Genomic DNA, 26,581 nt, shown 5'->3' with positions numbered 1-26,581 from the left:
TTCCTCTCAGTTCTGGCTCGGGAAGATGCCGAACAGCGAGATGATGTAGTTCAGGCAGAGATACGGCTGGAAATTGGTGTGCGGCTGGCTGCCGCCGATCGAGGTGATCGAAGTGGCGGACATCGCCGTGTCCGCAGCCTCACCCGAATAAAGCTTCACCAGCGTCGAGCTGGCGAGGACGTTATTCTTCGGATTGGCCTGCGTGCCGTTGCCGGATGCACCCAGCAAAGGATGGCTGTGCGCGGGAATCTGGTTGATCGATAGCGTCACTTCCTCGGCGCCGCCGGTCTCGGCCAGCGTGTAATTCGTGCCGCTGCTGCCGGTGCCCTGGTGGATCGCCAGGCGTCCGCGCAGGTCGGGCAGGGCGAAGGTGCTCTGGCCATCGCCGCCATAGGTGGTGCCGATAAGGTTGAACAGCGTCTCGTTCTCGGAGATCGGGATGAGCTGTCCTTCGCAGAACATCCATCCCGCGGGGGCGAAGTTTCCGGCGAAGATGCGAAGCTCGCCGACATAAGGCTGTGCCATGGAGCTTTCCTCAGTTCGGGGACGGGAAGATGCCCGCAAGGGCGATGCAGTAGCTCAGCGTCAGGAACGGCTGCATGTTCAGGTGCGCTTGGCTGCCGCCGTTATTGGCGACTGTGGCGGCGTTCAGCGCGACCGCACTCGGCGTGAAGCCCGTCGAATAGGCGTTGCCCGGCTCGGCCGAGAGTACATAGCCGGTGCCGCCGAAATTGGGGTTCACCGCATTGCCGTTGGCGTTCGACGCCTGGAGAAAGTGCACGTGGGTGGGTATCTCGCTGATGCTCAGCGTGTGCGCCTCCTCACCGGCGCGATCGCCCAGGAAGTGGCCGTTGCCGACATGGATCGGCACGCGCCCGCGCAGGTCGGGCAGGGCGAAGGTGGTCTGGCCGTTGCCGCCATAGGTGGTGCCCAGCAGCGAGAACAGCGCCTGGTTCTGGTTGATCGGCAGGAACTGGCCATTGCACAGCGCCCAGTTCTTGGGCGCGAAGACAAATGACATCAGCCGGATTTCCGACAAAAATGGTTCTGCCAACGCTAGTCTCCCCCGAACATCCCGGATCAAGACCTAACCGAAACGAAAGAGCCTGACCATAGGGCTTGGTGCGGCACTGCCCCGCAATGACGCGATGTCTTCCGGAACACTACGTATTAGATAGCTTGAGACCTGAAGCCTGGGGTGGTAGCCGTTAACCAGGCGTCACAATCCATCCGTCGAGTCATTGGCACGAACGCCGATGTCAGGGTTTGCACGCCGATCGGGGGAGATTGTCCGTGCAGAAGCTGAACCGTGGCCGCCTGCTGCTGTCCACTTGCCTTAGTGGTGTAGCGCTGGCCTGGGCACCTGGCGCGCAAGCGCAGGCGCAGGACAAGACCCCCAATTGGCAGCCGCGGGCGGAAGTCGATGCCCGTGCCGCTGATGGCAGCAGCCAGGTCTCGTTCGAGCTCTTCACGCCGGTTGCGCAGAACGACTCGAACCTGCTGTTCGTCGCCGGCCGGATCGGCACCGACGAGCGCTATGACCGCAACGGATCGGTCACGATCGGCGGGCGCGGCAAGATCGGCGAGGATGTGGCGATCGGCGTCAATGCCGGCGTCGACTTCTACAAGACCGACATCACTTCGCGTGACCAGACCGCGGTGTCGTTCGGGCTCGAGGGCTTCACCTCGGTGTTCGACCTGCACGTCAATTATCGCCTGCCGGTCAATCGTCGGCGGACGATCGGCTATGTCGATCCCAATGCCAGCCCGGCAGGTGTGCTCTCGATCGAGAACAATCGTCTGATCGAGCGCAAGAGCGGCTGGCGGCTCGAGGAAGTGCCGCTTGCCGGCGCCAATGCCGAGATCGGCGCGACGCTGCCGCTCGGCAAGCAGCTCAGCGTGCGCGCTTCCGGCGCCGGCTTCGACTATCGCGCCGACGCGGCGAGCAAGGCCTATCGTGGCATCCGCGGCGGGCTCGAGCTCGGCATCGAGGATCCGCTGGGAACCGGAGGCCGCTTCTCGCTGGGCGCCGAGCTGCAGAACGACAATCGCTGGGGCACCCAGGCGCGCGGCACCGTGCGGCTGTCGATTCCGCTCGGGCGCGGTTCGCGTGACCGCAGCGCTGGCAACAGCGGCCTCGATCGCCAGATGGGCGAGCGGCTGCGTCGCGACTATGTGACGCCGTCGGGTACGCGCTACACCGATCTCACCAGCACCAACTTCGCAGTCGATGCGCGCACCGGCGTGGCGTTCGGCGGCGTCTATTTCACCAGCGGCTCGGGCACGGCCGGTGCAGCGGGTACCAGCGCCGCCACCACCACGCTGAGCGACGCGGTAACGCGGGCGGGCGCGAACGGCATCGTCGTCGCACTCGGCAATGCCGGCAACATCGCCAGCACCGGCGTCACGCTCGCGACCAACCAGTATCTCGTGGGCGGCGCCAGCAGCGTCAGCGTGCGCCATTCGGACGGCTCGGTCAGCGCCTTCAACTTCGGCGGCACCAACGGCGTGATCGTCGGCAGCAACGCCGGCGGCGCGGCGGTGACGCTCGGCCAGGGCTCGGTGGTGCGCGACGTCACCGTCCGCGGCAGCGGCTCGGGCATTCTCGCGAACGGAGTCGGCGGCTTCGCGCTCGAGCGCGTGACCATCGAGAACACCGGCGCGGCCGGCCTCACTCTCAACAACACCACCGGCGCGGTGGTGATCGACGGCATCACCATCCGTGGCGGGGCCGGGGCGGGCGTGGTCGTCAACGGCGGCAGCAACGTCACCCTGCGCAACTCGACCATCGGCGGCGGCGCGGGCGCGATCGACATCAACGATGCCGGCGGCAACCTGACGACCACCCTGTCGAGCCTGACCCTGTCCGCGACCGGCGGCACGGTGCTCGACATCGACGGCTCGGGGGCGGGCACCGTCACGGTGGCCGGGCTCTCCGGCATCAACATCGCCGGCGGCAATGGCGAGACCGGCGGCTTCGCGGCGCGCTATGTCACGTTCGATTCCAGCACCGCGGCGGGCGTCCAGGCAGTCAATGCCGGTGCCATGCAGGTGGGCACCACCACCGCGCGCGTCGGCGGCGCCGGCGTCACGCTGACCGAAGTCGACGGCGCGCTCAGCTTCACCAGCCTCAACATCGCCAACAATGGCGGGACCGGCCTGACGGTTGCCAACACCAAGTCCGGCACCTTCACGCTGACCAACGCCGCGGGCACGGTCGACACCACGGCCGGCACCGCACTCAACCTCGACCCGCTGTTCATCGACCTGACCTTCTCGTCCGTGCGCTCGATCGGCGCGGCGGGCGCGGGCATCATCCTGAGCAACGTCCAGGGCTCGGGCACCGGCGGCAACGCGCTGACCATCGGCACGCTGACCATCACCAACAGCGGCCAGCAGGGCCTCTACATCACCGGCGGCTCGACCGGCCTGGTGACGATCGGCGGCGGCACGATCACCAACAGCGGCGGCGCCTCGGTGCAGGTCGGTCAGTCCGGCGTGGCCGGCAGCGGCGGCACGATCGGGCTCAACTTCGGCGCGGCCATCACCGATGCGGGCGCAGGCCCGCTCGTCTCGCTGTTCAACGTCGGCGGCGCGATCCGCTTCACCGGCGCGATCAGCGGCGCCGGACCGATCACGATCAACGGCTCGCTCGCCGGCTCCAGCGTGACCTTCACCGGCGCGACCACCATCACCGGTTCGGCTTCGCCCGCGCTTTCGCTGAACAACCTGGCCGGCAGCACGACCTTCTCGGGCCTGCTCGCCATCGCCAATCCGACGGGCACTGGCATCGTGATCGGCAGCGTGCCGGGCGGGGTGACCTTCGGCGATGTCGACATCACCGGCCTCGGCGCCGCCACCGGTCTGAACCTGACCGGCACGCAGGGCAACGTCACTTTCGGCACGCTCGACATCACGGGAACCGGTGCCGCCGGCTCGACCGGCATCGACCTGACCGGCGCGACCAATGCCGGCGCGGTAACCATCACCAATCCGAGCGTGATCCAGGGCGTCGATATCGGCGTGAACCTGACCAACGCGAACATCACCGGCAGCTTCCGCTTCGGCGACGCCAATGCCGCCGATGGCCTGGAAAGCCGGATCACCGCCAACACCGTGATCGTCGTCGCGGGCATGAACGCGACGCACGGCATCTATGATTTCGCCGACGTCCAGCTCGACGGCAACACCAACAACATCACCGGCGGCAGCTTCACCGCCTATTACGTCCTCGCCGGCGCGACCGGCGCGGGCACGGCGAACGATCCGGGCAGCATTGCCGGCGCCGCGGCTTCGGGCGCGCAGTATATCGTGCTGCTCAACAACCCGAATGGCGGGCAGGACGTCATCGACACCTCGGTCCTGGTCGGTGGCGCGCTGAACCTGACGGCTGGCCAGTCGCTGGTCAGCTTCCTCAATACCGATTTCTTCGCGGTGACCGGCGCCACCGTGCCGGCGAACCTGATCGTCTCGAACCTCGGGCCGACGGGCATCGCGAACACCTATGCCGGCTCGGGCGCGGCGATCCTGACCAGCACCACCGGCACTTCGACGCTCAACCTGGCGAATGACAGCCGTGTCGACGGCGTGATCATCCATAATGACGGGCTCGGCGTGGGCATCGTCGGTTCGGGCGTTTCCAATGTCATCATCCGCAATTCGACCGTTTCGGGCAATGGCGGCGCGATCAGCCTGATCGACGGCGGTACCGCCGCCTCGGCCACGCTCACCAACCTCAACCTGTCGGCAAGCGGCGGCACGGTGCTGAACCTGAGCGGCGCGGGGGCGGGGACGCTCAACGTGTCGGGTACCGGCATCAACATCGCCGGCACGGGCTCGGCGCAGGGTCTCGTCGCCAATGACGTGACGGTCGGCACGCTCAGCGTCGGCTCGGTGAGCACCGGGGCGGCCGGCGGTCTCGCTGCAGTGCAGGTCACGCAGGTGGCTGGCAGCACGCTGAGCATCGGCAACGTTGCCGTGAGCGGCGCCACCGCGGGTGTCGGCCTTGGTGTCGCGAACAACGCGGCGACGGTGAACATCGGCGCGGTGACCGCGACGAACACCGCCGGCATCGGCGTCGTCGTGTCGGGCAACACCGGCAACGTCACGCTCGGTGCGGTCTCGGTGTCTAACACCGGCTCCGATGGCGTGCGCGTCACCGGCAACAGCGGCAATGTCTCGATCGGCGCGGTGGCGTCCAACAACGCCGGTGGTTCGGGCATCCGTGTCTCGAACACCACCGGCAACGTCAATATTGCCAGCGCGTCGATCACCGGCGCCGCTGACGGCTTCGAAGTCTCCAACCTCTCGGGCAGTCTGACGGTCGGCGCGACGAGCATCGCGAACAGCACCGGCGTCGGCATCCTGGTCAACGGGGTGGGTGGCACGCTGAACTTCGGCGCCACCACCATCGCGAACAGCACGGGCGTCGAGCTGGGTGCGGGCAGCACCGGCACGATCAGCTTCGGCGACACCGACATCACCGGGCTGGGCGCGAACCAGACCGGCGTCGACGCGCGCAGCAGCGGCGGCACCGTAACCTTCGCCACGCTCGACATCACCGGTGCGTCCACCACCGGCACGCGCGGCATCGACCTGACCGGCGCGACCTTCGCCGGCAGCTTCACCGTTACCAACAGCAGCACGATCACCGGCGTCGGCACCGGCGTGGACCTCACCAATGCCGCGATCACCGGCAGCTTCCGCTATGGCGACGGCTCCAACACCGACGCGGATGGCGCTGCCTCGACGATCAACGCGATCACGCCGATCGCGATCGGCGGCCTCAACCAGACCGTCGGCAGCTACAATTTCTCCGACGTCAATCTGGTCGGCGACATCACCAGCCTGGCGATCAACCCGGTCACCGTCTTCTTCGTCGAGCAGGGCCGCACCGGCGCGGGCACCAAGACCGATCCGGGCAGCCTGGCGGCGGCCGCGGCTTCGGGCGCGAACTATATCGTGCTGCTCAACAACCCGACGGGCGGGCAGGACGTGCTCGACGTCGCCGGCCTCGGCACGCTGACGCTCGGCGCCAACCAGCACCTGGTCGGCTTCCTCAACGGCGATACCCAGGCGGTGGGCGGCGGCACGCCGGCGAACCTGTTCCTCTACGGCATCACGCCGGGCATCGTCACCAATCCCTATCTGGGCTCGGGCGCAGCGCTGCTCACCAATACCGGCGCGGGCGCGACGGTCACGCTGTCCAGCGGCTCGGCGCTCGATGGCCTGCGCATTGGCGGCATGGGCATCGGCGTGTCGGGTATCGGCGCATCGAACGTCTCGATCACCAACTCGATCATTTCAGGCAACGGCGGTGCGATCAGCCTGCTTTCGGGCGGTGTTGCCGCCTCGGCAACGCTGAGCAACCTGACGCTTTCCTCGACCTCCACGACGGGCGCGGCGGTGCTCAACCTGTCCGGTGTCGGCGGCGGATCGCTGACGCTGGGGGGCTCGGGGCTGAACCTTGCCGCGACCGGCGATGCGCGCGCCCTGGCGATCGATACCGCCACGCTTGGCAGCAACCTCAGCTTCGGCACCGTCACCGTGCAGAATTCGGATGGCTCGGGCGTCGCGCTCGCCAATATCGACGGCACCGGCAATCTGGGCTTCTCGAGCATCAACATCGGCGGCACCACTGCCGGCGCGGGCGTCTCGGTGAGCGGCAACACCGCGCAGATCAGCCTGGGCTCGGTCACCACGACCAGCACCGCAGGCGACGGCATCGAGATCCTCAGCAATGCCGGCATTGTCCTTCTCGCCAACTTCAACATCACCGGCGCGACCGGTGCGGGCCTGCGCATCAATGGCCTGACGGGCGGGTTCGCGACGCTTGGCGGCACGATCGCCAACAGTGCCACGGGCATCGAACTGACCGACATCGACGGTCAGGTGATCTTCATGAACACCGCGACGATCGCCAACCCGACAGGCACCGGCATCCTGCTCGGTGCGGGCAGCAGCGGCACGATCGAGTTCGCCAATGTCGACATCACCGGCCTTGGCGCGGGCACCGGCCTCGACGCGCGCAATGTCCTGGGCGATGTCCGCTTCACCACGCTCGACATCGCGGGCACCGGTGACTCCGCATCGATCGGCATCGATCTGGCTGGCGCGACCTTCGCCAGCAACCTGCTCGTCACCGATAGCAGCGCGATCACCGGCGTCGGCACCGGCGTCAACCTGACCAACGCTGCGATTACCGGCACCTTCCGCTTCGGCGACGGCTCGAACACCGACGCGAACGGCGCGGGCTCGACGATCAGCCTCAGCAGCACCGGCGTGCCTATCGCGATCACCGGCCTGAACGCGGCGATCGGCACCTATAATTTCGCCGATGTGAACCTGACGGGCGACACCAGCACGCTCTCGACCTCGGCTACGGTCTATTGGGTTGTGGAGAATGGCACCGGCGACGGCTCGCGCAACAACCCGGGCAGCCTGCAGGGCGCAGTGACCGCGAACCGCGATGTCATCATCCTGCTCAACAACCCGAACGGCGGCAACGACGTCATCGATGCGATCGGCGTAACCGACGGCGACAATCCGGGCTATACCGGTACGCTCGTCCTCGACGCCAACCAGCAGCTGCTCGGCTTCCTCAATGGCGACACGATCTCGCTGCCGGGCGGCGCGCCGGCCAATGTCGTCCTCTACAACATTGCACAGGGCGTTGTGACCAATCCCTTCGCGGGATCGGGCGCGCCGACGTTGACCACTACCCAGGGCGGTGGCGCGGATACGGTGCGTGTCCTGGGCAACAATCTGGTCGACGGGGTACGGATCACCGGCGCGGGCACCGGCATCTATGGTACGGGCGCGGCGAACGTCACGATCCGCAACAGCATCATCTCCGGTGGTGACAGCGCGATCGAGCTGGCCGCCGGCGGCAGCGCTGCCAGCGCGGCGCTGAGCAACCTCGTGCTGACCACCACCGGCAATTCGATCCCGCTGGCGCTGTACGCCGTGGGTGGCGGCAGCATGACCATTACCCAGCTTGCGAACATCACGATCACCCAGGGTGTCGGTTCGCAGGGCGCCTATCTGGACGGGGCCACGTTCGACGCCGATCTCGCGACGGCGGGCTATCAGACCGTCGATGCTTCGCTGTTCATCGGCACTGCCGGTCAGCGGCTCACCGGCAACGCAGTCAATCTATCGAACGCGCTGGGCGCGCTCAACTTCACCGATCTGGCGATCTACAACCAGAGCGGCACCGGGATTCTTACCAACGGCACCGGCCTGACGCTGACGAGCGCAGCCGGCACGATCGATACGCTCAACGGCGCAGCGCTCTCGCTGACCGGCACGAGCATCGATCTGGTGCTGGACGGCGTGACGCATGCGGGCACCGGCAACGGCATCACCGCGCTCAATGTGACCGGCGCCGGCATCGGCGGCCGCGCGCTGGATGTGGCCAACCTCACCATCACCGGCGCTGGCAACGGCATATCCATCGGCGGAACGACGACCGGCAGCTTCTCTTTCGGTGCGGCTTCGAGCATCAGCGGCACGACTGGCGCGGCGATCGCGATCGGCACCACCACCGGCCCGCTCGACTTCACCTATGCCGGCAGCGTCAGCGTCACGGGTGCGTCTGCGCTGCTCGACGTGAGCGGCCATGCCGCGGGTACGGTGACCTTCACCGGCACCAGCAATCTCAGTGCTACCAACGGCACTGGGCTGAACTTCAGCAATGCCGACGGCACCTATGCCTTCAACGGCACGACCACGCTGAACGGTGGCGATGCGGGCATCGACATCCTGGGCGGCTCGGCCGGCACCTTCACCTTCGGTGCGGGCACCACGATCACCAACCCGAGCGGCGCGGCGATCAACGTCGCCAGCTCGACGGCGGGCGTGACCTATCTCGGCACGGTCAACCAGTCGGTGGGCGCGGCGCTGAACGTTGCGGCACATGCGACCGGCACGCTGAACTTCAGCGGCGCCACGCTCAATGTCAGCGGCGGCGACGGCATCCTGTTCGACAATGCCGACGGCACGTATACCTTCGGCAGCGCAACGCTGACCGGCGGCGCACAGATCGGCATCACCAACGGCTCGGCGGGCACCTTCACCTTCGGGTCGGGCACCAGCGTCACCAACGCGGCGGGGGCGGGGCTGTTCGTCAGCAATTCGACCGCCAACCTCACCTATTCGGGCCAGATCAGCCAGTCGCTTGCCGCCCTTGCCGCAGTCGACATCGGGACGCATTCCGGCGGGACGATCGACTTCACTGGCGCGACGTTCAACATCACCGGCGGCACCGGCATCTCCTTCTTCGATGCGGACGGCACCTACAGCTTCGGCGACCTGATCCTCTCCGGCGGTGCGCGCCTGGCGATCCTGGGCGGCTCGGCCGGCACCTTCACCTTCGGCAATGTCGACATCACCGGCCTCGCGGCGAACACCACGGCGGTGAACCTGACCGGCGCGACCGGCAACGTCACCTTCGCCACGCTCGACATCACCGGTGCCTCGAACACCGGCACCCGCGGCATCGACATGACCGGCAGCACGACTGCCAGCAACGTCATCATCAGCGGCAGCAGCACGATCACCGGCGTGAACATCGGCGTCGATCTCACAAATGCGGCGATCACCGGCACCTTCCGCTACGGCGACGGCTCGAACACCGACGCCAATGGCGCGGCTTCGGCGATCACCGCGGTCACCCCGCTCGTCATTGCCGGCCTCAACGGCGGCACCGGCACCTACAATTTCGCCGACGTCAAGCTGACCGGCGACACCACCAATCTGTCCGTCTCGGCCTATTTCGTGCTCGAGGGCGCGACCGGCATCGGCACCTTGACCGACCCGGGCTCGCTGGCGGGCGCGGAGGCGTCGGGCGCGACCTATATCGTGCTGCTCAACGACCCGACCGGCGGCGGCGATACGCTCGACGCCACGGCGGGCGCAGGCGGTTCGCTCGATCTCGCGGGTGGCCAGTCGCTGCTCAGCTTCCGCGACACCGACAGCTTCATGGTTGACGGCGGCGCACCGGGCAATGTGCTGCTGTTCGACGTCCAGGCCGGCCTGATCTCGAATCCCTTCGCCGGCTCCGGCGCCCCCACGCTCACGGCGAGCGGCGCCAACGCCACCGTCACGCTGGGTGGCGGCAACACGATCGATGGCGTCATCATTACCAATTCGGGCACTGGCGCGGGCGTGCTCGGCAACGGTGCCGCGGCGCCCATCGTCATCCGCAACAGCACCATCTCGGGTGGCGCGGCGGGCGCGCTGCGCATCTACGACAACACCGCGAATGTCACGCTGGCGCTGAGCAACCTCACGCTTGCCGCGAACGGCGGCAACATCCTGAACCTTGACGGCAGCGGCACCGGTACCTTCACGGTTACCGAGCTGGCCAATCTCAATGTCGTGCACACGACGGAGACCGGCGGCTTCATCTTCAACGACCTGACCTTCGATTCCAACACGGTTGCCGCCGGCCTCCAGGCCGTGTCCGCCGGCGCCCTGACGCTCGGCACCACGGCTTCGCGCATCACCGGCGATGGCCTCAGCCTGACCAACGTCACCGGCACGCTGAACTTCACCGATCTCAACATCGCCAACAATGCCGGCACCGGCCTGACCGTTGCCAATTCCAAGGCGAACGACTTCCTCCTCGGCACCACCGGCGGGGCGATCGACACCACCAACGGCACCGCGATCAACCTCGATCCGCTGAAGATCAACATGGTGCTCGGCTCGGTCGGCTCGACCGGCGGCGCCTATGGCATCCTGCTCGATCAGGTCGAGGGCAGCTTCACCGTCACCGGTGCGGTCAATATCAGCGGCGCGACCAACACCGCGATCGCGATCCGCGACAACGCCGGCCAGACCGATCCGATGCACGCCCTTTTCCAGGGCGCGGTCACGGTCAACAACACCACCGGCGCAGGCGTCGCACTCACCAACAACACCGGCGCGACGATCGACTTCACCGGTGGCCTGGGGATCACGACCACCACCGGCAGGGGCTTCTTTGCCACGGGTGGTGGCACGCTCAGCATCACTGGCACCGGCAACACCATCACCACCGGCGATGCCACGGCGCTGGCGCTGGGCAACGTGACGGTCGCCAATGCAGGTGTTTCGTTCAGCAATATCACTGCTGCGCCCGCTGCGGTGCAAGCCGTGCTGGCGAGCGGGACCGCGCTCAACGGCGCGCTCAACATCGGCGGGCTCAACATTGGCGGCGGTAGCACCGGCGTTCTGTTGCAAAGCCTGAGCGGGACCGGCGGCGTCAACTTCACGGGCACGCTCGATCTCGATACCACGGGAGTCGGCTTCGACCTGAACGGTGCGGTCGGCACGGTCAACATCGCCAATGTGGCGGGCTCCACGCTGACGATCGACGGCGCCTCGAACGGCATCCGCCTCAACGGCATGACCAGTGGCACGGTCAACGTCGCGACCAGCGCGAGCGGCGGGACCGCTTCGATCGGTGCCAGCACCAGCTCGACCGTGGCGGCGATCGGCATCACTGGCAGCTCCGGCGGCACGCTGAACTACGGCGGCACGATCAATGCGGGCGCCGGCTCGGTGCTGTCCGTGTTCAGCAGCAGCATGCTGGCCACGCTATCGGGTGCGATCACCTCGACCACGGCCGGGACCGCGTTCAGCTTCTCCGGCGCCGGCGGCATCTACACCATCTCCGGCGCCGTGAGCCACAACGGCGGCGCGGGCGTTAACATCAACGCGACGAGCACCGGCAATGTCAGCTTCCTGAACGCGAGCAAGACGTTCAGCACGGGCGCCAACACCGCGTTCAGCATGGTCGGCACCGGCACGCTGTCGCTGCTCGGCGGCGGGCTCGGCATCACCACCACCAGCGGCACCGGCTTCAGCGCGACCGCCGGCACGGTTTCCGTCCTCGGTTCGGGCAACACGATCACCACCGCCACGGGCCAGATCCTTGGCCTGAGCGGTGTGACCAGCGGCTCGGGCGGCATCACCTTCGATGCGCTCACCGCCACCGGCACGGTCGCCAACAACGGCATCCTGCTGAGCGGACTCAGCGGCGCGGCCTTCAACGGCGGCACGGTCAGCATCGCCAATGGCACCAGCGGCGCCGCCAATGACGGCATCAAGGTGAGCACCGGCACCGCGGCGATCACCTTCGGCAACACCACGATCGGCCTGGCGGGCAGCAACGCCATCGAACTGCTCAACAGCAATTCGGCGGTGACCTTCGGCACGATGAATCTGGCCGGTGCGAATGGCAGCACCGTAGTCATCGCCGGCTCGACCGGCCCGGTCACCCTGGGCACCGGCTCGATCACCGCCACCGGCGCGGCCAATTATGCGGTTTCGCTCACTGGCGGCACCGCGGACGTTTCGGTGGGCTCGACGCTTGTCGGCACCAATATGGTCCAGATCGTCGATCATGAGATCGGCACCGTCACCTTCAGTGGCGACATGGCATCGACCGTGGGCGGCATCTCGGTCACCAACGTCAATTCGGGCCTGATCACCTTCACCGGCCAGACGCTTGCGTTGAACGCCACCGCCTTCGGCGTCTCGATGGCCGGCAACAGCGGCGGCACGATCGACTTCAATCCGACGGCGGGCGGCAACGGCCTCGACATCGTCAGCACTGGTACGGGCTTCAGCGCCGGCTCGGGCGGCACGGTCATCGTGCGCGGCGTCGGCAACTCGATCAGCACCACCGGTACTGGCACGGCGCTCAGCTTGCAGAACGTGACCATCGGTACCAATGGCTTCACCTTCGGCAGCGTTAGCGCCAATGGCGCGACGACCGGCATCCTGCTCAACGGCGTCAGCACGGTCGCGCCGGCGATCAGCCTCGGCACGGTCAACCTGCAGGGCATCACTTCGCGCGGCATCGACGTCACCGGCATCCTCGGGACCGGTCTGTCGATCACCGATCTCGATATCGGCCTGAACAGCAACAGCGCGGTGGCGCTCGACCTCAACGGCGCCACGCTCTCGGCGCCGATCATCATCGGCGACTTCGACGTCACCAATTCCGGCGGCGCGGGCACCAGCATCGGTGTCGATCTGCGCGGCACGCTCGGTGGCGCGAGCATCCTGCTGGGCGGCCAGATGGGCGCCTCCAGCTCGATCGCGGGCGTCGGCACGGGCATCTATCTCGATGCCTCGACCAACGCGCTGCTCACCTATGGCGACGGCGAGTCGGGCATCGACACGGGCTCGACCATCTCGGCGACCACCGCGATCGACGCGACCAACGCACCGACCGTCGGCACCTACGACTTCCGCGACGTTGCCTTCTCGGGCAGCCCGGGCGCCGGTTTCGGCCTCAACAAGATCTATTTCGTCGATGCGGACGGCGCGACCGGCGGCGGCAATGGCAGCGGTGCAGACGGCAACAATCCGATGACGCTGGCTGCGGCGGAACTGATCGCGGCGGCGCAGGACATGATCGTCCTGATCAACAATGGCAGCGCGATCAGCGCGGCGGGCTCGAACGGCAATGACTCGCTCGTCCTGGCATCCAACCTCCAGGTCCGCGGCTTCGGAGACGGCGTCGGCGGGGGTGCCGGCACCGGCAGCGCGCCGATCAACATCACGCTCACCGTGCCTTCGACGATCCTGCTGTCGGGCGGCACCAGCTTCAACATTGCCGATCCCACCGGCAATGGCGCAGCGACGCTCACCAGCGCGGCGGGCAGCAACGTGATCACCCTGGGTGCCTCGAACAACCACCTGTCGGGCTTCATCCTCGACGGCCTTTCGACCGCGAACCGCGGCATCAAGGACAATGGCGCGGGTGCGACCAATACGCTGATCGACTATATGACGATCCGCAACTTCGTGACGCGCGGCATCGAGATCACGCCGTCGACCAACACCACGGTCGACCATGTCAACTTCGCGAACAATCCGTCGGATCTGTTCTTCAACGCCGCCGGCACGGTAATTACCAACGTTACCAGCAACGGTGCCACCGGCACTGCGATGACCCTGGTCAACACCACCGGCACGACGACGCTCACCAACGTGAACATCAACAGCGCTTCGGCGGGCATTCTGTTCAGTGCTTCGGGTGGCACGATCAACGCGACCAATGTCGATATCGGTGTCGCCAACGGTGCGGGCCTGACCATCGCCGGGGGTACGGGCTCGTTCAACTTCGACTCCACCAGTTCGATCAGCCAGGCAGGCGCGGACGCGGCGCTCAGCGTCAGCGGCGGCCACGCCACTGGCACGCTGGCCTATGCCGGCACGATCGTCGCTTCGAACGGCACCGGCCTGCAGTTCGACAATGCCGACGGCACCTACAACTTCACCGGCACCACGACGCTGGCCGGCGGCGATGCGGGCATCGACATCCTCAACGGCTCGGGCGGCACCTTCAGCTTCGGCGCGGGAACGTCGATCCTCAGCCCGTCGGGCACGGCGTTCAATGTCTCGGGCAGCACCGCGGCGATCACCTATAGCGGCAGCATCATCCAGACGAACAACGCGGCGCTGGTCTCGTTCCTCAATCATTCGGGCGGCACGGTTACCTTCCAGACCGGCGCGCTGGATGCCAACAACGGCATCGGCCTGCAGTTCGACAATGCCGATGCTACCTACAACTTCACCGGCACGACGACGCTGCACGGCGGCGATGCCGGGGTCGACATCCTCAACGGGTCGGGCGGCACCTTCAACTTCGGCACCGGCACCTCGATCACCAGCCCGACGGGCACGGCGTTCAACGTCTCGGGCAGCACCGCCGCCGTCACCTACAACGGCGACATCACCCAGGCGAACAACGCCGCACTGGTCAATGTGCTCAACCATTCGAGCGGCACGCTGACCTTCCAGACGGGCACGCTGAGCGCCACCAACGGCACCGGCCTGCAGTTCAACAATGCCGATGGCACCTACAACTTCACCGGCACGACGACGCTGAACGGTGGCGATGCCGGCATCGACATCGTCAACGGCGCGGACGGCACCTTCAGCTTCGGCAGCGGCACGGCGATTACCCATGCCGCTGCGGGCGACGCCTTCGTTCTCACCAGCAGCAACAGCGGCCTGACCTATGCGGGCAGCATCGATGACAGCAACGGCTATGCCGTCCGCATCGACAACCACGCTGCCGGTACGGTGACCTTCGGTAGCACCAGCACGATCGCCTCGAGCGGCGCCAATGCGCTGGGCCTGAGCGTGACCAACAATGGTGGCGGCACGGTCAGCTTCAACGGCACGACCACGCTGTCGACCCAGGCCAACAACGCGATCACGCTGACCAACAATGCGGGTAGCACCGTCGGGTTCAGCTCGGTCGGCAGCAGCCTGGGCGTCACCACGACCAGCGGCACCGCCTTCACCATCGCGAACGGCGGCACGATCAACGTGCAGGGTCCGAACAGCACCATCACCACCGGCTCGGGCACGATCCTCGACATCAGCAACACTGCGGGCGTGACGTCGACGCTGAACCTGAACTTTGCGAACGCCAGCAACACGCTGGGCACCAACGGCATCCTGGTCACCCGGACGGCGGGCACGCTCACCGGTAGCGTCACCATCAACAGCGGCGCGATCACGGCCAGCAGCCGCGGCATCGACTTCAGCGGCGGCACGCTGTCGCTCGACTATGCCGGCAGCGTTGCCACAAGCGGCACCACCGCCCGCTCGGTCGAAGTGACCAACATCACCGGCGGCGCCATCACTGTGTCGGGTAATCTCACCGACAATTCGCAGGGCATCAACATCGCCAACAATAGCGGCGGCTCGATCAACTTCTACGGCCAGAGCATCACGCTCAACACCGTGGCGAACGTCAATGCGGTCACGCTGGCCAGCAACACTGGCACCAACATCACCTTCTCCTCGGCGGCGGGCGGCAATGGCGTCGACATCACCGCGTCGGGCACCGGCAACGGTATCGACTTCACCGGCGGTGGCAGCCTGATCGTCTACAGCACCGGCAACTCGATCCAGACCGCGACCGGCCAGATCCTCAACCTGGTCAACGGCAGTGTCGGCTCGCTCGGCCTCGTCTTCGACTCGCTGACCAGCACCGGTTCGACCAACGGCAGCGCGATCAACATCAGCAATGTCGATGGCACCGGCACGCTGAACGCCACCACCGTCTCGATCGCCGGCACCACCGGCGTGACGGCCGACGGCATCTTCTACGGCGGCGGATCGACGATGAACGTCAATCTCGGCACCGTGACGATCGCCAATACCGGCGACGAAGGCATCGAGATCAACGGTGCGGGCAACGGTACCTTCACCGCGGGCAGCGTCACGATCAACAACACCGCCGGCAACGGCGTCGAGATCAACGGCTCTACCAATACCGTGAACCTGGCGGCCGGCGCGATCGGCGCCACCAACGATCCGACCGGCTTCGGCGTCTACATCCTGAACGGCACGGGCGGGATCAGCATCGCCTCGTCGATCACCAAGACCACCAGTAACAACGTGGTGTTGGTCGATAACCACGAGACCGGCAACGTCACCTTCTCGGGCGCCATCAGCGCCACCGGCGGGCTCAACAACGGCATCGTCGTCCAGAACGTCAATTCGGGCACGATCAGCTTCCTGGGCAACACGACGCTGAGCACCGGCGCGAACACCGCCTTGAACCTGCTCAACAACACCGGCGGCACGATCAGCTTCCCGAATGGCGGGATGGCGATCACCACCAACAGCGGCACCGGCTTCAACGCCACGGGCGGCGGCACCGTCACCACGGCGGGTAGCGGCAACACGATCACCTCGACCACGGGCACTGCGCTCAACGTCGTCAACACCACGATCGGCTCGTCGGGCCTGCGCTTCCAGAGCATCTCGTCGAACGGCGCCTTGAGCGGCATCATCCTCAACAACACCGGCTCGTCGGGCGGCATCAACGTCACCGGCACCGGCGCGGCAGGCTCGGGCGGCACGATCCAGAACTCGATCGGCGAGGGCATCAGCCTGACCAGCACCGAGAATGTCCGCCTCGCCTATATGAACGTCACCAACAATCTGGGTGACGGCATCGGCGGCTCGAACGTCAACGGCTTCCTGATCGACAACATGCTGATCAGCGGCAATGGCAACGATGCCGGCACCGATGAATCGGGCATCAACATCACCGAACTGACCGGCACCGCTTCGAACGGTGCGCGGCCGACCGGCATCTTCAACTCGACGATCCAGAACAACAACGAGTTCGAGGTGCAGATCACCAACTCGACCGGCACGCTGACCAACTTCCAGGTGGTCAACTCGACCTTCGCGTCGAACGGCGTCGGCATCAACGGCAACGGCACCAGCCCGCACGGCAACATCTTCAACTTCCTCGGCACGGGAACGTCGGCGATGGGGATCAGTGTCTCGGGCAGCAACTTCACCGGCAACTGGAACGCGGCGAGCCCGCCGACCACGATCGTCGGCAGCGGCCTGTTCGCCGACAGCACCGGCACCAGCATGACCGTGCAGGTGAGTGGTTCGTTCTTCACCAACACCAATAACGGCATCAACGTCTCGACCGGCCCGGGCTCGACGACGCTGACCTACAATATCGACAACAACAATTTCGTCGGCACGCGTTCGACTGCGATCAACGACTTCCAGAACGGCAACGCGCCGTTCACCCGGACGGTCAACGGCCGGATCACCAACAACATCATCGGCAACAACGCCGTGACCAATTCGGGCTCGAATGTCGGTGCGGGCATCAGCATCAGCAACGAAGGCGGCGTGAACGCCAACTATCTGATCAGCGGCAACACGATCCAGCAGATCCAGACTTCGCAGGGCATCGTGGTCAATGTCGGCCTGGTCGGTCAGGCGACGGGCAACCTCACCACCAACGTCACCATCCTCAACAACACGATCCGCAACATCAACGGCAGCCGCGGGCTCGTGATCAACAACAACCAGAATACCGGTGGCTTCCCGACGGTGAATGTCAGCGTCTCGGGCAACAGCTTCTCGGGCATCGCAGGCCAGGCGGGCAACGGCCAGTATCTGCGCCTCTCCGCCAGCGGTGGTGGCACGATCAACGTTACCCAGGGTCAGGCGACCGCCAGCGCGATCGCCAGCGAGCTCGATGACGCCAACGGCTTCAACGACACGACCAAGATCAGCATCGGCACCGGCACGTTCAACTATGGCCAGCCGGCGCCGACCCAGCCGCCGGCCTCGGTGCCGCTGCCCTGATAAGGAAAGAGCGCGGCGGGCATCCCCGTCGCGCTACTTTCTTGCCGTTCCGAATTGGGGAGGGTGCTATTTGCGCCCGAACCGCGCGCGATAGTCGGGCAGTTCGAAGCTGAAATCGTCGCGTTTCAGATATTCGGCGTCGCTGAGCTTTGCCATGCCCTCATGCGCCTTGTACCAGGCGGCATAGTCGGGCAGCTCGGTGCTGAACTTCTTGTAGAAGGTCGACCAGGTGCGCACCTGCACGCTCGGCTTCGGTCCGTCGAGCCGGAAGGTCAGCAGGCGCATCCAGCCGTCGCCCAGGGTAGCGTTGGCGTTCTTCCAGCCCAGCTCCTTCGCAACCTGCCAGCGCCCCTGATAATCGGCGAGCATCTGGTGCACCTCGTGCCCGGCCAGGTTGTGGTCGACGCTATAGCCCTGGCCGCCGATATGGCCGCTCAACACCAGGAAGATCTGGTCGTTCTCGCTGATCAGCTTGTCCCACACCATCTGCGGGTTGTTGTCGCGGTGATCGAGGATGCTCTGGTCGAGCGCCGGGGTATCGGCATGCGATCCGTCGCGATCGAGGTATTTGTGGGTGCTGACGATCGTCGGCACGTCGGGGAAGCGATGCAGCACGCGCTTCGCCCAGGCTAGCGAGGCATCGGGGGCATCGAACTGCAGGCCGATATGCAGGAACCGGCACTTGCCGACGGTGAAGAGCTGCGCACTGTCCGCGCCGCCGTCATGCGCATCGACATACCAGGGCTGCCCCTTGAAGAACTCGGACTGGTCCGAAAAGGCCGAGCGGAATCCGTCCAGCCCGCCCAGGTGGCGCAGTCCGATCCTCAGCGAGTCCTTGCGCTCGGGCTGCGGCGGATAGGCGGGATCGGTCCACAGCGCGTCATAATCGTGGTTGCCGGGCACCACCGAGAAGGGAAGCTTGCCCTTGAGGATCTCGAAGCCCCTGATCGCTGCCGGAATCTCGAATGCGCGCGTTTCCTTGCGCGGCCCCTCGGCGACTTCCGAGCTTCCCGAATTGGGCATGGCCCTGAAGCCGCGCACCTCATGCTCCGGGTCGGTCCATTCCGAATAATGCTGCCAGACATCGCCGACCTGGGTGGCGAAGACGATGTCGCCGCCGGCGCTGCGCGCATTCGCGGCGATCCAGCGCATCTGCTCATAGAACAGCTCGACGCCATCGAGCGGATAGCCCGCCGCCTTCTGGTGGGTGTAGTCGGTATAGTTCTGCGTGTCGGGGATCATCGCGATCGTGAACTGGCCGCACTTGGACTGGGCCATCGCCGTCGTGGAGGCGAGCAGGGCAAGGGCGGTGCCGGCGGCAAATCGGAAGCGCTTCATCTGGACCTCACTGGGGCTGGGCAGGCGCTGGCTATCACCACCCGCGGCGCCAGGCGAGCGCCGGTTGCGACGGGCGTCCGGAGCCTTTTGACGTCCGTCAAGTTGCGATCGCCGGCGACGGGCTAGATCGGGCCAGATGCGAAAGATCACATCATGACGGTCCCCCCTTCGCCCTTCGATGTGCCCATGAACATTTCGACGTTCGAGATACTGGAAGACGACCACGTCGTGCAGCGCAGCCTGTGCCACGAGCTGGAGATCGTCGCCGATCGCCTGCCGTCCCTGCCGGCGGCGGACGAGATATTGCGGCTGTGCAAGTCGATCCAGCGGGTGACCGCCACGCACTTCAACCGCGCCGAGCGGCTGTTCGCGGACCTGCCGCTCGCGCACCGTCCCGGGCCCGCCTTCCTCTCGGCGCTGCACGAGATGCACCAGTTTGATCGGATGCACGGCGAGGATCTGGCCAGCGAGCTGTGGCACAGTATCGAGCCGGAAGGCGAGCGTGACGTCGGCAAGCTCTCCTACATGCTGCGCTGCTTCTTCGATGGCTGCCGCCGGGCGATCGCGCTCAAGGAGAGCGGGATCGAGATCGCCCGGCGCGGGCTCATGCCGGGTTGAGGATTGCCCGTAGCCGTTCTTCGCCCAGCACCGTGCAACCGCGATCGCCCTTGGCGAAGGCGAGGATGCCCGCCGCCTTGAGCTGCGAGAGCTGGCGGCTCACCGTCTCGATCGTCAGCCCCAGATAATCCGCCATCTCGCCGCGGCTGATCGGAATCGCGATCAGCACCCCGCCATTGCCGGCCGGCTGCCCCGTGCGCTCGACCAGGTCGAGCAGGAAGCCGGCGATCCGTTCCTTCGCGTTGCGGCGGCCTAGCGCCAGCATCCGGCTGCGTGCATCGCCCAGGGCGGCCAGCGTCCGGCGGAGCAGCATCCGCTCCATGCGCGGATGATCCTCGAGCGTCCGTTCGAACGCCGCGCGGGGGTAGGTGCACAGATCGGTGTCGCACAGGGTGGAGACCGTCAGCGTCGCGTCCTCCTCGAACAGCTCGCCGACAAAATCGCCCGGGAACAGCAACCCGACGATCTGCTCGCGCCCGTCCTCGGTCGAGGCCGTCACCTTGAGCATCCCCTCTACCACCGTGGCGCAGTGATTGTTCTGGTCACCGGCCCAGTTGAACACCTGGCCCGCAGGCAGGCTGCGGCGGCGACCGATCGCATGCAGTGCCGAAATCTCGCCATCGCCCATCGCCGCGCAAAGCGAATTGCCGCGCGCCTTGCACGCCTGGCAGCGGGCAGGCGCGCAACCGGGAACGGTGGGCGTACGATCGAGGAGCAGGGCGTCGGTGAGCATGAGGGGACGCTTTCGGCTGGAGGGTCAGACGGCGCTGCTGAAGCGCGTGGTGCTGGCGGCGCGCCAGGGATCGAAGGTCGCGGCGATGCTGCGGGCATAGGGCAGCGCGCCCTGGTCGAGCAGGAGGCGCGTGCCGGCCCAGGCGATCAGCCCGTATTCCTCGAACGGCGCCAGCCGCTCGCGGATATCGGCCAGGTCGGGCAGCCCGGTGCACTCCGCCTCATTACGGCAAAGCAAAGCCTCGATGATCGCGCCGCGCCGCCGGTCGCTGGCGCTGCGGCGGATGCCGCGCGCGGTGGCAAGCTGGCCATTGCCGATGCGCAGGTGGTAGCGGCCGGCATTCTTCTCATTCTGCAGCAGCGCGCCGGGGAAGGCGCTGATCGAGGAGGCGCCCAGGCCGATCAGCACATCGGACGGGTCCTCGGTAAAGCCCTGGAAGTTGCGGCGCAGCGTCTTGTTGCGGGCAGCGCGGGCAATGGCATCGTGCGGCATCGCGAAGTGATCGAAGCCAATCGCGTCATAGCCGCCGCCGCGCAGCAAGCGATGCGCCTGTTGCGCCATCGCGAACCGGACCGCGGCGCCCGGCAGGCGGGTCGCATCGATCCGGCGCTGGCGCGGCAGCAAATGCGGCACATGCGCATAGCCGAACACCGCGAACCGCTCCGGCCGCATCGACAGCGCGATGCGCAGCGTCTCGTCGAGATCCTCGGCAAACTGCCCGGGCAGGCCATACATCAGATCGAAATTGATCGATTCAACCCGGGCGGCGCGCAGGCGGCCGACGGTGCAGGCGATCTCCTCGGTCGGCTGGATGCGGCCAATCGCGCGCTGGATATGCGGCGCGAAGGTCTGCACGCCCAGGCTGGCGCGCGTCACCTTGTTGCGCCCGAAGCAATCGGCCCAGCCCCAGTCGAAGCCGCGCGGATCGAGTTCGACCGATACGGTCGCCTCGCTGCAGGCAAAGGCAGCGCGTACCCGGTGCATTAGTGCATCGAACTGCGATGGCGCCAGCGCATTGGGGCTGCCGCCGCCCCAGGCGATCCGGGCGACCTTGCCGCGCCCGTCGAGCCGTCGGGCGATCAGGTCGATCTCCTCGCCCAGCCGCTGGACATAGGCGGCGACCCGACTGGTGCGGTTGGCGGCGCCGGTGTTGCAGCCGCAATACCAGCAGATCTCATGGCAATAGGGGACGTGAAGATAGAGCGAGATCGGCTCGTCCTCGCGCACCCGCGCCAGCGCATGCTCCATGTCGGCCGGGCCGACATCGTCACCGAACTCCGCTGCGGTGGGGAAGCTGGTGTAGCGGGGCACCGGCGTGGCGAGCAGCTCGGGGTGATAGGTCCACATGCCATCCTGTCTGCGGGCACGGGCTCCGGGCGGCTTTGACACCAGTCAAATCCCCGTTTGCGTTGCTGCAATGCGGCGAGGTTTGGCGGGGGGCATTGGCAATGGGGTCAACAGTGGAGGTAACAATGAAGACCCTGATCGCTCTGGCCGCAGCTGGCCTGATGGTCGCCGTCCCCGCCAGCGCCCAGACGAGCGACGAAACCGGCATCCGCGCCGGCGACGTGCTGGTTCGCCTGCGCACGATCGTGGTGGCCCCGAACGAGAAATCGAACGGCATCAAGCCGGCTTTCCCCACCGAGAAGGTGAGCCTGGACAATGCCGTGATGCCGGAAATCGATGCGACCTACATGGTCACCGACAATATCGGCTTCGAGCTGATCGCCTCGACCACCAAGCATAATTTCGGTGGCACCACCGGCACCACCGGTTCGATCGGCAAGCTTGGCTCGACCTGGGTGCTCCCGCCCACCTTTACCGCGCAATATCACTTCAATTCGCGGGGCAAGATCCGCCCCTATGTCGGCGCCGGCGTGAACTACACGATCTTCTGGGACGAGAAGGCATCGAGCGGCCTGCAGGGGGCCGTGGGCAAGACCAGGGTGCGCATGTCGGACAGCTTCGGCTGGGCGGCGCAGGCTGGTGTCGATGTCGACCTGACCAGGAAGGTCTTCCTGAACCTCGACGTGAAATACATCGACATCACCACGGACGCCCGGCTCGATACCACCGCGATCGGCACGCAGCGCACCCATGTGAAGGTGAACCCGCTGGTGTTCGGCGTGGGGCTTGGGGTCCGCCTCTGAACCCGTACACCCGCTGACGGGGAAGGGCCGGCAGCGATGCCGGCCCTTTTTGTGCGGCCTTGCAATGTAGGATTTCGCCTGCTTGCCTCGGGCGGTCGGACTTGGGCTCAGCCGCTTTTTGAGGCTGTTGGTGAAATAGGATCAGCCGCACGTAACAATCGTGCGAGGTGCCGCGCGTTCCCGTAAAGAAGCTCAAAATTGCCGAGCCAAAAACCCGTTCTTGGCCTGTACTTTGTGTACTTTCGCGAGTCGATGCCGTGAGGGCGTAGGATTAGGCCATGCCTGGAACCCGCACTGAGCCCCGGCGAGAGCCTGGGTCCTGGGTTTCTCTGCTCTGTGGCTTGTGATTCTGGGCCCCGCTTTCGCCGGGGAGCTATAGTGGGAGCAGGAACCTAAACCGGCCGAGGCGCCAGCCCTTCGATCGCCACGCTGCTCCCGACAAGCGAAAGCGGTGCCGGCCTATGCGAGACCAGCACCAGTCCGGTCGCGGTCCCGCGCAGCCACTGGTCGAGCCGGGCGACCAGCTCGGCCTCGGTGGCGGCGTCCAGCCCTTCGGTCGGCTCGTCGAGCAGCAGCCAGGGCCGTCCGGCGAGCAGCGCCCGCGCCAGCGACAGCCGCTTGCGCTCGCCGCCCGAAAGCGTGCCGCCGGCTTCGCCCAGCCTTGTGTCGAGCCCGGCCGGCATCCTGCCGATGCGATCGTCGAGCACCACGGCCTTGAGCGCGGCCCACATCGCGGCATTATCGAGCCCGGGTCGGGCTAGTCGGAGATTGTCGCCGATCGTCCCGGCGATCAGCGCGGCGTCCTGCGGGGACAGCGCGAACTGGCTGCGCAGCAGCACGCCAGGCTGGGCGATGGGCGGTTGCTCGCCGATCGCGGCATCGACCTCAACGGCGCGCATGCCGGCCAGCGCTTCGAGCAGCAGCGTCTTGCCGGACCCCGAGCGCCCGGTGACGGCAACCCGGCTGCCGGGCTCGAGCCGCAGTGTGCCGAGCCGAAGCGGCAGCGGCGTGCCATCCGCCTGGGGGGGCGCGGGTTCGGGCAGGGTCAGCAATGCCTCGAGCCGGCGCAGGCCCTCGCCGACACTGGCCTGGCGGAAGGCGGTGCGGGCCAGCCCGGCCATCGCCTCGAGCGCCCCGGCGGTGGCGAGCAGTGCCAGCGCGACCTGCGGGGCGGGGCCGCTGGAGAGCAGCAGCACGATCGCCACGGCCAGCCCGGTATAGCCGGCGAGCAGTGCCGCGATCGCCCCTTCGCCCCGGTTCAGCCGCGCCCGGGCGGTGTCGAGCGCCTCGGTGAGCGGTACCAGGTCCTGCGTCACCCGGTCGGCCAGCCCATAGGCGGCGATCTCGGCGCGGGCGGCGGCATATTCGACATAGCGGGTGCGCAGCGCGCCCAGCGCCTCGGCTGCGTCATGGGCAGGCTGCTTCGTCAGGCGACGGGCGGCACGATCGAGCAGCAAGGGTAGCGCGGCCAGCAGCAGGAGCAGTGCCAGTGCCGATGCCCAGCCGGCGAACGCGGCGAGCAGCACCCCGATGCCCGCCGCGACCAGGCTGGCGGGTCGGGTGGGCTTGCGGACGATCAGGTCCTCGAGCGCGTCGATATCGCCGATCAGCCGGGCGCTGGCGTCGCCGCCGGAAAGGTCGGGGCCGGTGCGGGCATCCTGTGCTGCGAGCCTGCCGAACAGGCTGCCGCGCATCCCGGCCATCGCGCCCAGCGCCGCCTGGTGCGAGAACAGCCGCTCGCCATAGCGTGACACGGTGCGCAGGATCGCCAGCAACCGGATGCCGGCGCTGGGGATCAGATAGTTGAAGCCGAGCGCGACGACCGGCCCGGCGGCCCCCGCCAGCGCCGCGCTGGTCAGGAACCAGCCCGACACCGCCAGCAGCAATATGCCGGCCAGCGCGGCAACGACCGCGGCGATGCTCGCGCGTCGGAGCCAGCGGCGCCCGGTCGGGTCGAGGGTGAAGACGTTCACAGCGCCACCTCCAGACGTGCCGCGGCGGCGAGGGCTGGATCATGGGTCACGACCAGGACCGCGCGGTCGCGGGCAAGCGTCTTGAGCAGGTCGATGATCTCGGCAGCGCTTTCGGCGTCGAGGTCGGCAGTGGGCTCGTCGCAGAGCAGCAATGGGCGGCCCGAAAGGATAGCCCGCGCCAGTCCGATCCGCCGCCGCTCGCCGCCCGACAGGCCGGAGCCGCGATGGTCGAGCGCCAGTCCCAGCCCGCCGCGTGCGGCGAGCAGGGTATCCAGGCCCACCAGCGAAGCGACCTGACCGATCGCCTCGATAGTCGCGTCCGGCCGGGCAAGGGCGATGTTCTCGGCAAGGGTGCCGGGAAGCAGCAACGGGGTCTGGGCCGCCCAGGCGATGTCGCCGGGATCGAGAGCCCCGCCGCCGGCGATGCGCACCGCGCCGGCGGCGGGAACGATCTGCCCGGCAACCGAGGCGAGCAGACTCGATTTGCCGCTGCCGGTCGGGCCGGTCAGCGCAACCATATCGGCCGGTGCCAGCGCGAAGCTGACCGGGCCGATATGCAGGTTCGGCCATTGGATCACGAGACCGGTAACCTGCAGCCCGTCGAAGCGCGCCGAGATGGGTGGCGCGGGCGTTTCGGCCTCGACTGCGGTCAATGCGGCGCTCGCTGCGTCGCCCAGCTGCTTCTCGTGATAGGCGGCGGCCAGGCGACGCATCGGCAGGTAGAATTCCGGTGCCATCGCCAGCGCGAAGAACGCCTGGCCGAGCGTGAGCTTTTCGGGAGCGGGGAAGGGCAGCAGGCCGAGCAGGCTGAACCCGCAATAGACCGCGACCAGCGCGACCGAGAGCGCCGCGAAGAACTCCAGGACTGCGCCGGAAAGGAAAGCGACGCGCAGTACCGCCACGGTGCGCTCGGCGACTTCGCCGGTGGCGATGCCGACCTGGCGGGTGATCCGGTCCTCGGCGCCGAAATGGCGGATGACGGGCAGGGTGCGGACGCGGTCGACGAACAGGCCGGAAAGCTGGGCGAGCGCGGCCAGCTGGCGCTCCGAGGTTCGACGCGCGGCGGTACCGGCCAGGATCATGCCGAGTGCGAAGGGGATCAGCGTGATGACCAGGATCGCGGCCGACACCCAGCTCGCGAAGGCGATTATTGCGGCAACCAGCAACGGCGTTGCGGCAGAGGCGGCGCGCGCGGGCCTGAAGCGCGCCTGATAGGCTTCGATCGTCGCCATATGGTCGATCGCCAGGGCAGCACTCTCACCGGCCAGGAGTGGGCGAGCGAGGCGGCCGGCGAGCAGGCGCGGGAACAGATGGGAGCGCCATGCCACAACCACGCGCTGGGCGGCGCGGATCGCGGTGGCATGGACCAGCAACGCTGCCCCGCCACGGATCAGCCCGCCTGCCAGGATCATGCAGGCAGCGAGCAGGGAGATGCCGTCACCCGCAGCAAGGGCGCTCACCGCCAGCGCGATGCCCCCTGCGAAAAGCGCGGCACCGGGTACATCCAGGAGCCAGATCATATCATCCCTTAGCCGGAGTTGCGTTCGCCGCGTATTTGTTCATGGTCAAAGTCGCCTTCGGGGACCGCTTCTAGGGACAATGAGGACGCGACCAAACCCGTTGGG

General features: G+C 67.0%; 10 protein-coding genes. 3 read left to right on the top strand and 7 right to left on the bottom strand.

Annotated elements, in window-relative coordinates; translation table 11 throughout:
- Positions 1 to 6: 6 nt before the first annotated feature.
- Together AAHM44_RS07995 and AAHM44_RS07990 are read right to left on the bottom strand one after the other, a co-directional pair.
- Positions 7 to 525 carry a phage tail protein gene (locus tag AAHM44_RS07995; RefSeq protein ID WP_269575625.1) on the bottom strand — a complete coding sequence of 173 codons (519 nt, stop codon included), beginning with the start codon at positions 523 to 525 and terminating at the stop codon, positions 7 to 9.
- Between the two features lie 10 nt (positions 526 to 535).
- Entirely contained in the window at positions 536 to 1,021 is a 486-nt protein-coding gene (locus AAHM44_RS07990) for a phage tail protein (protein ID WP_269575624.1), read from the bottom strand.
- Between the two features lie 272 nt (positions 1,022 to 1,293).
- Here AAHM44_RS07990 and AAHM44_RS07985 point away from each other — a divergent pair, with 272 nt between their 5' ends.
- Complete coding sequence (locus tag AAHM44_RS07985) at positions 1,294 to 18,144, top strand: right-handed parallel beta-helix repeat-containing protein (protein WP_342249616.1); 16,851 nt, start codon at positions 1,294 to 1,296, stop codon at positions 18,142 to 18,144.
- Positions 18,145 to 18,210: 66 nt separating this feature from the next.
- Here AAHM44_RS07985 and AAHM44_RS07980 read toward each other — a convergent pair whose 3' ends face one another.
- Positions 18,211 to 19,482, bottom strand: coding sequence for a serine/threonine protein phosphatase (locus tag AAHM44_RS07980; RefSeq protein WP_342249615.1), 1,272 nt, complete (start codon positions 19,480 to 19,482; stop codon positions 18,211 to 18,213).
- A gap of 186 nt (positions 19,483 to 19,668) precedes the next feature.
- Here AAHM44_RS07980 and AAHM44_RS07975 point away from each other — a divergent pair, with 186 nt between their 5' ends.
- Complete coding sequence (locus AAHM44_RS07975) at positions 19,669 to 20,100, top strand: hemerythrin domain-containing protein (RefSeq protein ID WP_269575621.1); 432 nt, start codon at positions 19,669 to 19,671, stop codon at positions 20,098 to 20,100.
- On the opposite strand, the gene AAHM44_RS07970 is transcribed toward AAHM44_RS07975, so the two are convergent.
- Positions 20,087 to 20,833, bottom strand: coding sequence for a Crp/Fnr family transcriptional regulator (locus AAHM44_RS07970; protein ID WP_342249614.1), 747 nt, complete (start codon positions 20,831 to 20,833; stop codon positions 20,087 to 20,089). The two genes, AAHM44_RS07975 and AAHM44_RS07970, sit on opposite strands and share 14 nt — an antisense overlap.
- Positions 20,834 to 20,857: 24 nt before the next feature.
- Positions 20,858 to 22,180, bottom strand: a complete 1,323-nt coding sequence (gene hemN / locus AAHM44_RS07965) for an oxygen-independent coproporphyrinogen III oxidase (RefSeq protein ID WP_342249613.1) — start codon at positions 22,178 to 22,180, stop codon at positions 20,858 to 20,860.
- A gap of 125 nt (positions 22,181 to 22,305) precedes the next feature.
- On the opposite strand from hemN, the gene AAHM44_RS07960 reads away from it, so the two are divergent.
- The gene (locus AAHM44_RS07960) at positions 22,306 to 22,983 is read left to right on the top strand and encodes an OmpW/AlkL family protein (protein WP_342249612.1); all 678 of its coding nucleotides are present in this window, start codon (positions 22,306 to 22,308) and stop codon (positions 22,981 to 22,983) included.
- 392 nt (positions 22,984 to 23,375) lie between these two features.
- On the opposite strand, the gene AAHM44_RS07955 is transcribed toward AAHM44_RS07960, so the two are convergent.
- Complete coding sequence (locus AAHM44_RS07955) at positions 23,376 to 24,956, bottom strand: amino acid ABC transporter ATP-binding/permease protein (RefSeq protein WP_342249611.1); 1,581 nt, start codon at positions 24,954 to 24,956, stop codon at positions 23,376 to 23,378.
- Positions 24,953 to 26,476, bottom strand: coding sequence for an ABC transporter ATP-binding protein/permease (locus AAHM44_RS07950; protein ID WP_342249610.1), 1,524 nt, complete (start codon positions 26,474 to 26,476; stop codon positions 24,953 to 24,955). Before AAHM44_RS07950 ends, AAHM44_RS07955 begins: the two co-directional genes overlap by 4 nt.
- Positions 26,477 to 26,581 lie beyond the last annotated feature (105 nt).

Source organism: Sphingomonas sp. OTU376 (genome assembly GCF_038440415.1).
In the GTDB taxonomy this organism is placed as follows: domain Bacteria; phylum Pseudomonadota; class Alphaproteobacteria; order Sphingomonadales; family Sphingomonadaceae; genus Sphingomonas; species Sphingomonas kyeonggiensis_A.
The sequence above is the reverse complement of the archived record's forward strand: the minus strand, read 5'-3'. Positions and strand labels throughout refer to the sequence as shown.